The sequence below is a fragment of the Amycolatopsis sp. MJM2582 genome, from assembly GCF_000754115.1.
GTDB lineage: Bacteria > Actinomycetota > Actinomycetes > Mycobacteriales > Pseudonocardiaceae > Amycolatopsis > Amycolatopsis japonica.
The window spans coordinates 556,731-570,978 of sequence record NZ_JPLW01000007.1 but is presented as its reverse complement, the minus strand read 5'-3'; the positions used below and the strand labels follow the sequence as shown (position 1 = coordinate 570,978).

Below are 14,248 nucleotides of genomic sequence, written 5' to 3'. Positions count from 1 at the left end.
AAAGGCGATCGCGGTCCGGCGCGGTCGCCTTTTCCGCGTTCACCGGCTCAGCACCCGGCGATATTCGGAGAACCCGGGTTCCTCCGATGGAAGAACCGGTACGCCGCAAGCCTCCACCCAGGCGTGGAATCGATAAGGATCTTCGGCGACCCCCATGACCCAGCGGAGCCTCCGGCGTGACAAGGCCGCCGTGAGCACCGCGGCCAGTGACTGCTCCAGACAAGCGGTCCGGCACGGGTACCGCTCCGCGACCGTCGCCACCATCGCCACCATCGCCACCGCTTCTTCCGTCGTCGCCTCGGAGACGTCGCGGGCACGCAGAACGGACGCGACCCACAGGGTCCAGCGGAACGGCAGGCTCAACATGATCACCGCGACGGCCACCGCCACACCGGCGCGGAGCCGATAACGGCGGGTCCCGCGGCGGGCGACGATCGGCGGACCGGCGGCGCCCGTCTCCGTGATCACCGGAGGTTCGAAAACGACCATGTCCCGGTCGGCGAGCGTCTTGAGCAGTTCGCCCGCGTCCCGGCGGACGCGGTGTTCGTCCACCGCCGGATAGCGATCACCGATGGCGCGGACCGCGGTTTCGAGCCCGCCGGTACGGAGTTCACGGCACAGCAGGGTGGCGGTGGCGTTGAGCGCGTACCAGCGGCCATTGCGCAGGTTCAGCACCACACCCCCCTCGTGGGCCGCGCCTTCGAGATGGACCACCTTCGAAGCCCCGGTCATACCTCACCCCTCTCCAGCCCTCGTAGCCACAAGTCCGCCGCGAGCAACCGGTTGAGCGCGGGAAACGGCGCCTGAAGGCCCGCTTCGGCACGCGAGAAGACCGTTTTCACCTTGGCCGGCTCGATCACGCCGAGGTCCGCGAGTCTCGTGCGGGCCACCCGGGCACTCAGTTCCGCGGAGGCCAGCCGTATCCCCTTGTAGTCCTCGCCGGTGTAGTTCCCCTTGGTATTCCGGGAAAAGACCACGTCAGGAACGAGACCGGAGAGGGCACGGCGAAGCAGGGGTTTGGTGGTCGTCGGATCGGCACGGCGATGGGCGGGCAGGGAAAGACAGGCCCGGATGACGTCGTTGTCCAAGAACGGCGCCTGTGGCCACACCCCCCACGATCGCGCACGTTCGTCCAGCTGACGCTGGACCGCTCCGGAGGCCCGGACCTCCGCCACCGCCATGCGGTCGCCGACGCCCGCTCCGTCCGGAGGCGCGAGTTCACCCGCACCCGCCCGCGCCAGTTCGGCCAGTCCCAGCCGCATGGACGGGGACAGCCAAGTGGTCTCGGTGCCGGGAGCCGGCCACCACGCGATCGCGTCGAGCCACTCGATGTCGCGTTCCGATGGCCTCTCGAAGCGTTTCGCCAGCAGGCGCAGCGCCCGGCCGAGCGAGGTCATCGAAAGCTCCGCGGATCGCGCCAGCACCCGCGCGGGCGCGACCCGGCGCTGTTTGGCCAGCTGACGGCATTCACGCCCCAGCCGCCGCAACGCCCCTTCCTTCGCGAGGTCTCCCAGATACCCGGGCGCCGCCACGAGCAGGGCGTCCGCGCCTTCGCCGCCGAGGTGCACCCCGCCGCCCTCGGCCGCGACATGCCTCAACCGCAGCCTCGTCCGGATCTGGGTGACCGCGCCGGGATCGGGGAGATCGGTGGCGGTGGCCGTGTCGAGTCCTTGGTAGGAAAGGGAAGAAGGGGTGCCGGTGACCACCGTGGAACGCAGTCGCCGATCGAACCGCAGATAGCGCTCCGCGTGGGCCAGATCGTCCGCCGGCGCGTCCGGATGGTGGTAGGTGAACACCGGCAGCGGTTCGTCCCGGTACCGGGCGGCGAGGAAGGCTATCGACGTCGAATCGAAACCACCGCTGAAGTCGGCGGTCAACGGCTGGGCGGCGCGCGCGCCGACGGCGTTTTCGAGGGCGACTCGCAACGCCAGCGCGGCGTCCGCGGGCGACCGGTCCCGGTCCGGCGCGAGTGTTTCGTAGGTCCATGTCCTGCACCGGCCGTCACGTCCGGCTCGGATGGCCTGGCCACCGACCAGCCGGCTTAGCCCCCGATAGACGGAGCGGTTTCCGGTCGGGAGGGGAACGCCCGGGCAGAACATCTCGGCGGCCAGCGCGGTCACGTCCGGTTCCATCGGCAGCCCGGCGGCTCGCGCGGTGACTCGCGCCCTCGTACCGAGCACGGTCCGTTCCGGTGTCGTGTGGAAGTAGAGCGGGTACTGCCCCGCCAGATCGGCGAACGCGGTCACGTCGCCGGGCCGGATCACCACCGCCAGGTAGCTGCCCGGCCACCGGGTGACCTCGACAAGCCGGTCATTCTCGAGCGCACGCCTGAAATCCCGGCGGATCTCCGCATCGGTCGCGAAACACTGGCCGACCAGCGCCAGTTTCCCTCCCGGGCAGGTCACGGCGCGCAATTCGCGGGGCCGCCATCGCCCGAACGACGCCCACGAGGGCTCTTCCGGCCACACCGGTTCCGCGGGTACGCGGAGGAGTCCGGCGGTCGCCGGCGCGGGTCCGGGGACGGCACCCAGCAGGCCCGGCACGTCGGCGTTCACTGTGCATCACCAGTAATACTGTGAATTGGAGTCGGCACTGCCGCTGGAGGAGCTGCCCAGGGTCAGCTCCCGCACGTGCCCGAGGTCGAAGAGCAAAGGCGGCTCGTAGCCCGCCTCATCCGTGGGTGGCTCCGTCATCGCGTCGGCGGCGTCGCGCGCGGGCGACGGACGTGGCACGGCAAGCAGTTTCATGATCAGCACCTTCGAGTCCGGCTGTCTCCTGGTCGACAGGAGAAGAAGCATCCCCCGACTTGTCGAATCGCCAGGGAAGGCAGGATCGTAACGGGAGTCGATTGTCTGCCTTGGTCGGCCCCACGGGAAGTCCGGTGCGAAAGACCAGCGTGACAGAGCGGTCCGGAAGAAGTGCGCTCGCGGCCCCGCAAGAATCACACGTCTGAGTGAGTCGTCTTAATCGACATACTTCCCGGACAGAATTCAACCGTGCCGCCGGGAGCGAACCTTCCCTTTGTTCAATTCGAAACGACGCCACCCGAGGCGCCGTCACCGGGATGGTCCTGCTGCCGGGCGCGCAGCCCCAGAATGAGCGCGCCGTGCGCCTCGGCGAGCGCGTTCAGCCCGCTGGTCCGCAACTCGAACCGGGTGCCGTCCGTGACCGTCCCGGCGAGGGCGAAGCGCTCCAGTTCCTGACGGCAAGGATCGATGACGATTTCCTGCGCGCCGGCGAGCTCCCCACCGAGCACCACCAGGCGGGGATTGACCAGATTGCACAGCTGGGCCAGCGCGAACCCCAGCGTCCGACCGGCGTCGTTGAGGATCCGGCGGCACGCCGCGTCGCCCTGCTGCGCCAAGCCGATCAGCAGGCCGAGGCTGTCGGGCGGCCGGTAGTCCCGCCGCCCGGCGCGGCGCACCTGCCCGGTCAGGGCTTCGGCGCCGACGAGGGTGTCGAGGCAGCCGCGGCCACCGCACAGGCAGACCTGACCGTCGCGCTCGATGGTCAGGTGGCCGATTTCGCCCGCCATCCCCCGCTCGCCGCGCAACAGCTTGTCGCCGATCATGATCCCCGCGCCCACCCCCGTGGACGCTTTGATGTACACCACCGTTTCCAACGGTTTGTCCAGGCCGTAGGTCTGCTCTGCCATCGCGCCGAGGTTGGCGTCGTTGTCCACGGCCACCCGGACGCCGAGCAGTTTGCCCAGACTGGCGGCGGGGTCGTCGACGTCGGACCACGGCGGCAGGACCGGAGTGGTGAACCGGCCGCTGCGGGGGTCGATCATCCTGGGCACGGCCAGGCCCGCGGAGACGACGTCCTCCAGCTCTTGCCCGGTCGAGCGCACGGCGGCGCGGATCATGCTCTCCAATTGGGGAAGCAGCCGGGGAAATCCGTGATTGGCCCCCTCGATCTCGATCTGCGGGTCGACCGAGTCGAACGCCCGGTCCACCGGCCGGGCGATGACCGCCACCCGCCGGAACCCGAGATCTATGCCCAGCGCGACCCCTCTGGTCTCGGGCAGGCGTACGACTCCGCCCTTGCGGCCGGTTTCGACCTCCACCGTTCCCTCCGCGGCCAGATCGGCGACGGCGGTGGACACCGACGCCCCGGAAACCCCGAGCCGCTGCGCGAGACGCGACTGCTGATCCGCCTTGATCATGATTTCGATGATCAATTTCCGGCGGTTCTGCTCCTTCGTGCCACTCGTCGGACCGAGCAGTTCCCGCGCCTCAAGCATCGAACCCCTCGTCCCCGTCGCGCGACCCGAAAAGTTAAGCCGAAGCAATGCACGCTAACAGAGAGGACTTCAAGTTTAAGGAGACCGCTCTTAACGATTCGGGCCAGTTCACCGAAATCCCTTGTTGACGAAGCGCCGAATAGGGATGATCGAGCCGGAAAAGTCCCGACTTCAGTCGCAGGCGCGCGAAAGTCTGTCGAGTTCCAACACAACCCGAATGGCCCAGCCCGCTTATTCGACAACGGATTCAATTCCGTCCGCCTCCCTGTCGACCCCGCTCGTGCCTCCCCGGCGCGGGGCCCGCCGCCCACCTGCCCGGCAGGCTCGGCCGACCGGCGGAATATGTCGGTGCCTCCCGGTAGTTTCCCCACCATGGCCACATTGGTGAGTTTTCACGCCCACCCCGACGACGAGTGCATCGTCGCGGGAGGCGTCATGCGCAAGGCCTTCGAGGAAGGTCACCGTGTCGTGCTCGTCGTCGCGACCAGGGGGGAGGTCGGCGAGGTGCCGGACGGGTTCCTCGACGACGGAGAGGAGTTGTGGCAGCGCCGCGTGCAGGAGACGCACGCATCCGCCGAGGTCCTGGGGGCCAAACGCGTGGAGTTCCTGGGGTACACCGATTCCGGCATGATGGGCGAGCCGCGCAACGACGTGCCCGGCACGTTCTGGCAGGCCGACGTCGAAGAGGCCGCGCAGCGGCTGGCCGCCATCCTGCGCGAGGAGCAGGCCGACGTCCTGACCGTCTACGACGACAACGGCGGCTACGGGCACCCGGACCACATCCAGGTGCACCGCGTCGGGATGCGCGCGGCCGAGCTGGCGGGCACGCCGCGGGTCTACGAGGCGACCAGCAACAGCGACGAGATGCGCCGCGGCATGGAGGAGGCGGTGCGGACCGGGCAGATGAAGGCCGAGGACCTTCCCGATTTCGAGGACGGTTCCGAGTTCGGCAAACCGGAGGCGATCCTGACGGCGAGGGTCGACGTCACCGCGTACCTGCCTGCCAAGCGGGCCGCGATGCGCGCGCACGCCAGCCAGATCAGCGAGGACTCGTTCTTCCTGGCGATGCCCGACGAGGCTTTCGCGCAGGCGTTCGGCGTCGAGTGGTTCATCCGGGCCGGGCAGGGGCCGGGCATCACGGAGACCGACATCATGGCCGGTCTCTGACCGATGGGCATGTGCGGTGCGTATCTGCGGGTCACGCCGGAGGAGTTGCGCGAGCTGATCGAGGAACCCGAGCGGTACTGGACCTATGCCGAAAAGGCCGACGGGACCGAGCGGGCGATGGACATCGACAAGGCGTGGAACGCGCTGTGGTTCCTGGCCAAACGCGCCGGGTTCGAGGTCGAGTTCGTACTGGGCGGGACCTTGCTGGGGGAAGCCGACAGCGACGGGCCACCGCGGTACTTCACTGCGGACCAGGTGCGGACGATCTCGGCGGAGATGGCGCGGACCGGGTTCGACCGGCTCTCGGAAGGCGTCGAGCTCTCGGAACTGGAGGCCGAGGGTATCTACCCGTCGATCTGGGACGAGCCGGACGCGCTCGATTACGTGCGCGGGCACTACGACGAGCTGGTGACCTTCTTCGCCGAAGCCGCGAAGGCCGGGGATCCGGTCGTCACGATCATCACCTGACAAAGCCTGCCGCAGTCCGTGAAGGCCTCCTTGAGGGACCCAGAGTCCCTCAAGGAGGCCTTCACGGAACTTTGCGGCTCGACGCGAGGTCAGGCGGTGGCGGCGGTGACGTCGAGTTCGACGAGCTGCCCCGGGTAGCCGAGCTGCGCGACGCCGAGCAGGGTGCTCGCGGTGGTGAAGGCCTCCCCGATCTCCGACTCGACGAAGCGGTCCCACACGGCCGAGAGGACGTCCGCGTCCGGCGTCACCACGTAGATCACCGTGCGCACGACGTCCGCCGGGGTCGCCTTGGCGAAGGCGAGCGCGGCGGCGGTGTTCGCGACGACCTGGTCGACCTGGGCGAGCACGTCGCCTTCGACGACCTTGCCGTCTTCGGCGAGCGGGCATTGGCCGGCGAGGTGGACGTCCCTCCGGCCCTCGACGATGGTCACGTGGTGGTAGGTGGGCGTCGGGTGCAGACCGGGCGGATGGTGGCGTTCAATGGTCACGAGCCGCATCCTCACCGAGGCGGCCGCGACGGGACAACCGGATTTCACGGGGGAGCCATGCGCAGGACGATCGACTGGACCGGTGACGCGGTCACGATCATCGACCAGACCGTCCTGCCCGCCGAGTATCGCGTGCTCGAACTGCGCACGGTCGGCGAACTCGTCGCCGCCATCCAGCGGCTCGCGGTGCGCGGGGCGCCGGCGCTCGGCGCTGCGGGGGCGCTCGGCGTCGTGCTGGCCACCCGCGCGCAGGGCGACGTCGAGGCAGAGGCGCGCCGTGTCGCCCAGGCCCGGCCGACGGCGGTCAACCTGAGCTGGGGCGTTTCCCGCGCCCTCGCGAAGCTCCCGGAGGGCCCGGAAGCCGTTCTCGCCGAAGCCCTGGCGATCCTCGACGAGGACGAGCGGATCAACCACGAAGCCTCCCGCCTGGCGGCCGACGTGGTGATCGAGCACTGCGGAAGGCGGCCGTTGCGGCTGCTGAGCCACTGCAACGCCGGCCATCTCGCGACGGTCGCCTGGGGCAGCGCGCTCGGCGTCGTCTGGCATCTGCAGGCCCGCGGCCTGGTCGAGTCCGTACTCGTCGACGAGACCCGGCCGCTGCTGCAGGGTGCCCGCCTGACCGCTTGGGAACTGGCCGAAGCCGGTGTCCCGTACCGGATCCAGCCCGACGGCGCGGCCGCCGCGGCGATGAGCCGGGGCCTGGTCGACTGCGTCCTCGTCGGCGCCGACCGGATCGCCGCCAACGGCGACGTCGCCAACAAGATCGGCACCTACGGTCTGGCGATCGCGGCGAAGCACCACGGCATCCCGTTCGTGGTCGTCGCTCCGTCGTCCACTGTGGACACCGCGATGCCGGACGGCACCGGGATCGTGATCGAGGAACGCGATCCCGGCGAGATCCTGGCCTTCGGCGGCACGAAGGTCGCACCCGAAGGCGCGGAAGTGTTCAACCCGGCCTTCGACGTGACGCCGCACGAGCTGGTCACCGCGGTGGTGACCGAGCACGGAATCCTGAAACCCTAGAAGGATTCCAGACAGGACGGCTCGCGGTCGGTGGCGAACGCCGCCGTCGCCCGCGAAACCGCGCCGGCGGTCCGCTCCTTGATCCGGCCCGCCGCGGCCAGGGTGCTGGGCCTGGTTCCGCCGAGGAAGACGGCGCCGAGGTCGGTGACGTCCAGTTCGAGATCCGGCGTGTCCTCCACGCGCGTCACTTCCGCGTGGCCGTCGGCGTCGGTGACGAGCCGCCAGTTCCCGGCGTTCCACGGACAGAAAGCGTCGCGTACGCCGAACACGAGGTCCACCGGGGCGTTGTAGCGCCGGGTGATCAGGCCGCGATCGACGTCGACGATGCGCAGCCACAGCGAATCGCCGCCGGTCCGGGTCATGGCGCGGGGATCGGCGAGCAGGTGGATGAGCGGTTCGTCGAGGGCGGCCGACACCTCCACTGTGAAGACGAGGTCGTAGTCGAGCAGGAAGCGGTACAGCGTCGCGTACGCCTCCGGCGTGGTCGCGACCAGCTCCTGCACGCTCAGGATTCCTCGCGGGCCGTCGTCGTTCCAGTCGTTCTTCAGCCGGTAGATCACGTAGCCGTCGGGCAGGACGGCGAACCTCATCGCGGTCGCGCCGTTCCTCCGCCGCTCCGGGTCGTCGAGGTTGAACTCCCACGTCGCCCCTGGCCGGTCCAGCGCGCCGACCCGTTGGGGCGCTTCCTTTTCGTAGATCGCCTTGATCAGCGGGATCGCCTGCTCGCGGCCGATTTCGCGCACCCGCTCGGTTTCGAGTTCGACACCGGGCCGGAACGCGGATTTCGCGCGGATCTTCGCGCGGTAGAACTGTGCCGCGAGCCCGTAGCCGAAGCGGGGATAGATGACGGCCTCGGACGCCCACAACGCGGCGATCGGTTCGCCGCCGTCCTCGTGCAGGCCGTGCAGCTGAGCCCGCATGACCCGGGTGAGCGCGCCCCGCCGCCGATGCCCCGGCGCGACGCCGACCGAAGTGATCGCCGCGAACGGCGTCGGCCCCGCACCGGGAACGGTGATCTTCCGGGTGAGGATCTCCCCCATCCCGATCAGCTCGTCGCCTTCGAAGACGCCGTGTGAACGCTCGGGTTCGAACACCAGCCCTTCGCGGTATTGGAACCCTTCCGAAGGATCGGCGAGGAAGGCACGCGCCAGCATGTCCGAGAGTGCGGGCAGGTCGTCGGTGGTCAGGGTGCGGAGGGTCAAGCCGTCATCGCTCACCCTGTTCGTACTACGCCCCTTCAACGACGACCGCCACGCCTTTTTCGAAGCAAGCACAGAAGGGCGGCGTTCAGGGCCTCGGCCCGATCACCTCACCCTTTTCCGTCACCTCGATGGCCATCGCGGGGCAGGAATCCGCCGCGTCGAGCACCGTCTCGTCCGGATCCACCTCCCGCTTGACCACTGTCGCCACGGCGCCTTCGAGTTCGAAGACCTCCGGCATCAGCGCCGCGCACATCCCCGAGCCGATGCACGTGTTGCCATCGACCTCGACTTTCCAGCTCATGCTCACCATCCGATCGGCATGGAGCGGGGGCCCCGCACCAGCATCTGGGTCTTCCACACGATATCGCCGTCGAGGTGCAGCCCGGGGAGATCGCGCAGCAACGCCTTCAGGGCCTCCTGCAGTTCGAGCCTGGCCAGCGGAGCGCCGAGGCAGTGGTGCACGCCGTGCCCGAAACCGAGATGGGGATTGGCTTCCCTGCCGAATTCGAGGGTTTCCGCCGACGTGAACTGGAGCCCGTCCCGGTTGGCGGCGCCGATCGCGACCATCACCGGCTCGCCCTCCTTCACCAGCACGTCACCCACTTGGATGTCTTCGGTGGCGTAGCGGGCGAACCCGGCTCCGGCACCCAGCGGGACGAACCGCAGCAGTTCCTCCACCGCGGCCGGGATCAGCTCCAGGTCCGCACGCAGGCGGGCGAGCTGCTCCGGCTGTTCGAGCAGGGCGTAGACGAAGTTGGGGATCTGGCTGGCGGTGGTCTCGTGCCCGGCGATCAGGATGCCGATGCACATGTCGACCAGTTCCAGCTCGCTCAGCCGGTCGCGGACGTCGCGCGCCTCGATCAGCGCGGTCATCAGATCGTCCTGCGGCTCGGCGCGGTGCTGCTCGACGAGCACGTGCATGTACGCCCGCAGCTCGTCCTGGTTGGCCATCATCTCTTCGGTGGTCAGCGGGCTGGTGGACAGCGCGGCGTCGCTCCACACGCGGAACTTCGGCCGGTCCTCGACCGGCACTCCGAGCAGTTCGCAGATCACCGCGACCGGGATCGGCAGCGCGTAGTCCTCGACCAGGTCCGCGGGCTGTCCCTTGGCCTTCATGTCCTCGATCAGCCCGGCCGCCAGCTCGGCGACACGCGGGCGCAGCAGTTCGACGCGGCGCATGGTGAACGCCTTCGCGACCAGCGTGCGCAACCGGGTGTGATCCGGCGGGTCCATGCTCAGGATCCCGCCGGGGCGCCTGCCGGGTGCCATCCGCGGCTCGTCCTTCTCCGCCGCCATCGCCCGGGAGAACCGCCGGTCGCCCAGCACGAATCGCGCGTCGGCGTACCGGGTGGCGAGCCAGGCGGGCTCACCGTGCGGAAGCCGGACGCGGAGCATGCCCTTGGTGGCGCGTGCCGCCGCGTACGCCTCGTTGAGTTCGAGGCCGGCGTCCTCGTTGAAGGGATAGGCGACGAATTCGGTGTCTGTGGTGGTCATTTGTCCGGAAACCCCCCGGCTCGGCGGTTTGTAAGCAACTGCTTACAACGCTAACCATGATCACGCTGAGCGTCAATGCGCCTACCGTGCGACGCCCGGCTAGCCTTTGCCGATGACGGAAGAACCGCAGGTCCGCAAGCGCGACGCGGCCGCGACCAGGGCGGCCCTGCTCGACGCGGCGGCGGCTCTCTTCGCCGAGCGCGGCTTCGACCGGACGACCGTGCGCGACATCGCGAAACTCGCCGGAGTCAACCAGGCCCTGTTGTTCCGCTACTTCGGATCGAAGGACGCCCTGTTCGAGGAGGTCCTGGCGCGCGGCGGACGCGAGCAGATCGCCACCACCCCACCGGACGAACTGCTCGGGACGGCGTTGCGCAGCATGCTGGAATCCGACACCGGCCGCGACCGCACCCTCGACGCGTACCTGCGCTCGACCGGGCACGACAGCGCCGCGGCCGCGGTCCGGCGGCAGCTCGGCGAGGAGTACGCGAAGGTGCTCGCCACGTTGAGCGACGCCGACGACGCCGAACTGCGGGCCGACCTCGTCCTCGCCTGGCTGCTCGGGATCGGCCTGGTCCGCGACATCACCGGCAAGGAACCGCTGGCCAGCGCGGATCCCGACGACGTCTGCCGTCTGGTGCTCGGCGCGGCGAGGACCCTGCTGGAACGCAGCGGGTAATTGCGTCGCCGTCCCCGACGCGCTGTTCTACGGTCGGGCCGTGATCACGTTCCCGCCCGCCGGCACCGAAGCCGAGTTCGACGCGCTGACCAGGCAAGACCTGCTCCCCGCCGTGAGGTCGCTCGGCTTCGGCGAAGCCGTCCCGTTCACCGAGGGCTCCCTGCCGGTCTACGCGGTCGGCGATGATCTGGTCCTCAAACTGTTCCCGCCGGTGCATCTCGGCGAACTCCCCACCGAGCGGACGATGCTCGAAGTCCTGCACGGGAAGTTGCCGATCCCGACCCCGGCCGTGCACGAAGCCGGAGAGCGGGACGGCTGGGGTTACGTGCTCATGGAACGCCTGCGCGGCGAAACACTCAAGGACGCCTGGCCGAAACTGTCCACAGAGGACAAACACCGGCTCGCGCCCGAACTCGGCGAGGCGCTGGCCGCCCTGCATTCGCTGCGCGATCCCCGGCTCGACGTCCTCGGCCCGCCGGACTGGACCACGTTCGTCGCCGAACAGCGCGCGAAGGTCGTCGAGCATCACCGGAGGACCGGGCTCGACGAAAGCTGGATCGCGCAGATCCCGGCGTTCCTCGATTCCGTCGAGCTGGGCAGCCCACTGGCCGTCCCACTGCACACCGAATTCATGCGTGACCACCTCATGGTCACCCACGACGGCGGCCGTCCGAGGCTGACCGGGCTCTTCGATTTCGAACCGGCCATGCGGGGCGCGGCCGAGTACGACTTCGTCGCCGTGGGCCTGTTCGTTTCCGGCGGGGACAAGGATTTCCTGCGGCGGCTGCTCACCGGATACGGCGCCGAGCCGGACGAAGACTTCTCCCGGCGTTGCCTGGCGTACGCGCTTTTGCACGTCTACAGCAACTTCACCTGGTACCTCAGTGTTCTCCCCGCACCGGAAGATCCGACGCTGGAAAGCCTCAGCCGCGCTTGGTGGTAGCCCAGGTCACGGGCACCGCCTCCGGGCCGCGGATCGAAAGCGGCGGACGCCAGGTGATGGCCGAGGCGGGAACCGCGAGATCCAGTCCCGGGAGCCCGTCGAGCAGGGTCCGGAACGCGATCTCCCCTTCGAGGCGGGCCAGTGCCGCGCCGAGGCAGAAGTGGAGGCCGTGCCCGAAGCCGAGTTGCGGCGCGTTCCGCCGCCGGATGTCGAACCGGGACGCGCCGGGAAAGGCGGCTTCGTCACGGTTCGCCGCGCCGGTGTGCGCCAGCACGGCCTCGCCGCGCCGGACCGGGCCGGCGCTCAGCTCGACGTCTTCCAGCGCGACCCGGAGCAGCGACGCGTCGGCCGGTCCGTCGAACCGCATGATCTCCTCGACGGCCCCCTCCGTCAGGCTCGGATCGGAGCGCAGCGCGGCGAGCTGATCCGGATGTCCTGTCAGCAGCACGATCCCGGTCGCGATCAGGCTGACCGTGGTCTCGTGCCCGGCGAGCAGGAGCTGGGTGGCGAGATCGATCAGCTCGGCCTCGGTGAGCCGGTCGCCGTCCTCGTCGCGAGCGTGTACGAGGACGCTCAGCAGGTCCTCCCCCGGCGTCTCCCGTTTGACGGCGACGAGCGCCGCCATGTCGTCCGCCCCGTCACGCCGGGCCTGCGCCACTTCCGCGGGGCTGTACGCCATCGGCGTGACGATCACGCGCGACCATTGCCGGAACCGTTCCCTGCCTTCGTAAGGGACGCCGAGGATCTCGCACATGACCGCGGTGGGCAGCGGGAAGGCGAACATCTCCACGAGATCCACCGGCGGACCGTGCTCGGCCATCGCCCGCAGGAGCGTGTCGGCGATCTGCTGGATCCGCGGCCGGAGCCCGGCGATCCGGCGGACGGTGAAGGCCTGCGCCGTGAGCTTCCGCAGGCGCGTGTGATCCGGCGGATCCATGTTGAGGATGCTGTGCTCGCCGGTGGAGAAGTCACCGGGTTCGATGAGGCACGGCGCGCCCGGCGCGAGCAGGTTCCGGGAGAACCGCGTGTCCGAGAAGATCAGGCGGACGTCTTCGTACCGGGTCACCAGCCAGCCTTCGCAGCCGCTGGGGAAGACGACCCGGGACATCGGCGGGTATTCGGCGTAGATCGCGCCCATCGGGGTCGCGGGGTCGTCCTTCGCCGCGGGATAGGTGGCTGTCATGGAGCATGATGATGAGCGGCGCGGCGCGCGGCCGGAAGGCCCTTCTCACCGGGTGATAATCCCGCGCAGGAACTCCAGATAGGCCGGACGTTCCTTGGCGGAAAGCAGTGCGCCGCCGCTCGCCCGCTGCGCCTGGATCAACCCGACGAACGCCGTGTACGCCAGCAAAGCGCGATGGCGGGCCTCGGTTTCCGGGCAGTCCATCTCGCGGAAACACCGGACGATGAACTCGACGCGCCGCGCGGTGACGTCGGCGAGCAGCGGGCCGATCACGGGGTCGCCCGCGTGGGCGAGCAGGGCCAGCTCGGCCCGCTCGTCCTTCGCGCCGAAGACGAGCTCGAAGAGTTCACGCAGCCTTCGGGCCGGATCCGCGATCCCGTCCAGCAACGTGATGAGCGCCTCGGTGTGCTGCTCGGCCCACCGGCGCACGGCGGCCTCGACCAGCGCGTCCCGATTCGCGAAATGCCAGTAGAAACTGCCTTTCGTCGTCCCGAGTTTCGCCGCGATGGGCTCGACGGCGATCGCGCCGACGCCGCCTTCGCACAACGCTTCGAGCGCCGCGTCCGCCCAATCCTCCCGCGCGAGCTTCCGTTTCACGCGGCATACGCTACCGTATGGAAAAACATACGGCACCGTACGGGAGGCGGACATGCCCTTCGGATCACCCGCGAACTGGGGCGCGACCACGGAAGAACGCCGCCGCGCGCAGCCGGCGGACACCCTGCTCGACGGCCCGGTCGCGCGGTTCGACCGCGCGGTCACCGTGCGGGCGCCCGCCGCGCTCGCCTACCGCTGGCTCTGTCAGATCTCGGTCGCGCCCTACAGTTACGACCTGCTCGACAACCGGGGACACCGCAGCCCCGGCACCCTCACCCCCGGCGCCGACGAACTCGCTCCCGGCGACACGCTGATCGTGTTCGAACTGACCGAGGTCGACCGCGGGCACAGCCTCACCGGGCGGACCTTCGCCCAGTCCGAAAAGCTGTTCGGCCCGGTGGCCGCCACGTATTCGGTCGAGCCGATCGACGAGACGTCCTGCCGCATGCTGTGCCGCATCGTCGTGACGTCCGCGGGGTTCGGCGGGCGCCTCAAGGAGTTCTTGCTCGGCTGGGGTGACCTGATCATGATGCGGAAACAGTTGCTGACGTTGAAGAAGTACGCTGAGCGGGATGCGCGGCTCGGTCACGTCTTGTAAGTTCGGTCGGCCGCCGAAGGACGTCGCGAAAGTGGCTTTCGCGACATGCTCCCTTGGGTCCCTGGGTCGGCTGCCGTTTCCGGCTCCGCCGACGTTGCGAAAGCCACTTTCGCGACGTTGAAGGTTGCGAAAGTGGCTTTCGCAACACGCCGAACGCGACGCG

General features: G+C 69.2%; 16 protein-coding genes. 6 read left to right on the top strand and 10 right to left on the bottom strand.

What is annotated here, in order from left to right:
- Positions 1 to 39: 39 nt before the first annotated feature.
- The 4 genes from ED92_RS37090 to ED92_RS37075 all read right to left on the bottom strand — a co-directional run bounded on the left by ED92_RS37090 (position 40) and on the right by ED92_RS37075 (position 4,243).
- Positions 40 to 732 carry a lasso peptide biosynthesis B2 protein gene (locus ED92_RS37090; protein WP_052121103.1) on the bottom strand — a complete coding sequence of 231 codons (693 nt, stop codon included), beginning with the start codon at positions 730 to 732 and terminating at the stop codon, positions 40 to 42.
- The gene (locus tag ED92_RS37085; protein ID WP_037346731.1) at positions 729 to 2,555 is read right to left on the bottom strand and encodes an albusnodin/ikarugamycin family macrolactam cyclase; all 1,827 of its coding nucleotides are present in this window, start codon (positions 2,553 to 2,555) and stop codon (positions 729 to 731) included. Before ED92_RS37085 ends, ED92_RS37090 begins: the two co-directional genes overlap by 4 nt.
- Positions 2,556 to 2,561: 6 nt before the next feature.
- Positions 2,562 to 2,747, bottom strand: a complete 186-nt coding sequence (locus ED92_RS42610; RefSeq protein WP_199755083.1) for a lasso RiPP family leader peptide-containing protein — start codon at positions 2,745 to 2,747, stop codon at positions 2,562 to 2,564.
- 278 nt (positions 2,748 to 3,025) lie between these two features.
- Entirely contained in the window at positions 3,026 to 4,243 is a 1,218-nt protein-coding gene (locus ED92_RS37075) for an ROK family transcriptional regulator (protein WP_052121101.1), read from the bottom strand.
- A 372-nt stretch (positions 4,244 to 4,615) separates the two neighbouring features.
- Between ED92_RS37075 and ED92_RS37070 the strand changes: the two genes are divergently transcribed.
- Together ED92_RS37070 and ED92_RS37065 are read left to right on the top strand one after the other, a co-directional pair.
- Positions 4,616 to 5,410 carry a PIG-L family deacetylase gene (locus tag ED92_RS37070; RefSeq protein WP_037346726.1) on the top strand — a complete coding sequence of 265 codons (795 nt, stop codon included), beginning with the start codon at positions 4,616 to 4,618 and terminating at the stop codon, positions 5,408 to 5,410.
- A 3-nt stretch (positions 5,411 to 5,413) separates the two neighbouring features.
- Complete coding sequence (locus ED92_RS37065; RefSeq protein ID WP_037346723.1) at positions 5,414 to 5,878, top strand: YfbM family protein; 465 nt, start codon at positions 5,414 to 5,416, stop codon at positions 5,876 to 5,878.
- Positions 5,879 to 5,967: 89 nt separating this feature from the next.
- Here ED92_RS37065 and ED92_RS37060 read toward each other — a convergent pair whose 3' ends face one another.
- A complete protein-coding gene (locus ED92_RS37060; protein WP_207897536.1) occupies positions 5,968 to 6,375 on the bottom strand; it encodes a RidA family protein in 408 nt (135 codons plus the stop codon).
- A gap of 48 nt (positions 6,376 to 6,423) precedes the next feature.
- Between ED92_RS37060 and mtnA the strand changes: the two genes are divergently transcribed.
- Entirely contained in the window at positions 6,424 to 7,389 is a 966-nt protein-coding gene (gene mtnA / locus ED92_RS37055) for an S-methyl-5-thioribose-1-phosphate isomerase (RefSeq protein ID WP_037346720.1), read from the top strand.
- On the opposite strand, the gene ED92_RS37050 is transcribed toward mtnA, so the two are convergent.
- The 3 genes from ED92_RS37050 to ED92_RS37040 all read right to left on the bottom strand — a co-directional run bounded on the left by ED92_RS37050 (position 7,386) and on the right by ED92_RS37040 (position 10,085).
- A complete protein-coding gene (locus ED92_RS37050; protein WP_235213472.1) occupies positions 7,386 to 8,591 on the bottom strand; it encodes a GNAT family N-acetyltransferase in 1,206 nt (401 codons plus the stop codon). The two genes, mtnA and ED92_RS37050, sit on opposite strands and share 4 nt — an antisense overlap.
- A gap of 85 nt (positions 8,592 to 8,676) precedes the next feature.
- The gene (locus ED92_RS37045; RefSeq protein WP_081976019.1) at positions 8,677 to 8,892 is read right to left on the bottom strand and encodes a ferredoxin; all 216 of its coding nucleotides are present in this window, start codon (positions 8,890 to 8,892) and stop codon (positions 8,677 to 8,679) included.
- A 2-nt stretch (positions 8,893 to 8,894) separates the two neighbouring features.
- Positions 8,895 to 10,085, bottom strand: coding sequence for a cytochrome P450 (locus ED92_RS37040; protein WP_037346714.1), 1,191 nt, complete (start codon positions 10,083 to 10,085; stop codon positions 8,895 to 8,897).
- Positions 10,086 to 10,197: 112 nt separating this feature from the next.
- Here ED92_RS37040 and ED92_RS37035 point away from each other — a divergent pair, with 112 nt between their 5' ends.
- Together ED92_RS37035 and ED92_RS37030 are read left to right on the top strand one after the other, a co-directional pair.
- Entirely contained in the window at positions 10,198 to 10,764 is a 567-nt protein-coding gene (locus ED92_RS37035; RefSeq protein ID WP_037346711.1) for a TetR/AcrR family transcriptional regulator, read from the top strand.
- A 40-nt stretch (positions 10,765 to 10,804) separates the two neighbouring features.
- Complete coding sequence (locus ED92_RS37030) at positions 10,805 to 11,707, top strand: phosphotransferase (RefSeq protein ID WP_037346709.1); 903 nt, start codon at positions 10,805 to 10,807, stop codon at positions 11,705 to 11,707.
- Here the strand turns inward: ED92_RS37030 and ED92_RS37025 are convergent.
- A complete protein-coding gene (locus ED92_RS37025; RefSeq protein WP_037346706.1) occupies positions 11,688 to 12,890 on the bottom strand; it encodes a cytochrome P450 in 1,203 nt (400 codons plus the stop codon). The two genes, ED92_RS37030 and ED92_RS37025, sit on opposite strands and share 20 nt — an antisense overlap.
- A 45-nt stretch (positions 12,891 to 12,935) precedes the next feature.
- A complete protein-coding gene (locus tag ED92_RS37020; protein WP_037346703.1) occupies positions 12,936 to 13,487 on the bottom strand; it encodes a TetR/AcrR family transcriptional regulator in 552 nt (183 codons plus the stop codon).
- 52 nt (positions 13,488 to 13,539) lie between these two features.
- Between ED92_RS37020 and ED92_RS37015 the strand changes: the two genes are divergently transcribed.
- A complete protein-coding gene (locus ED92_RS37015; RefSeq protein ID WP_037346701.1) occupies positions 13,540 to 14,085 on the top strand; it encodes a hypothetical protein in 546 nt (181 codons plus the stop codon).
- The last annotated feature ends 163 nt before the right edge of the window (positions 14,086 to 14,248 follow it).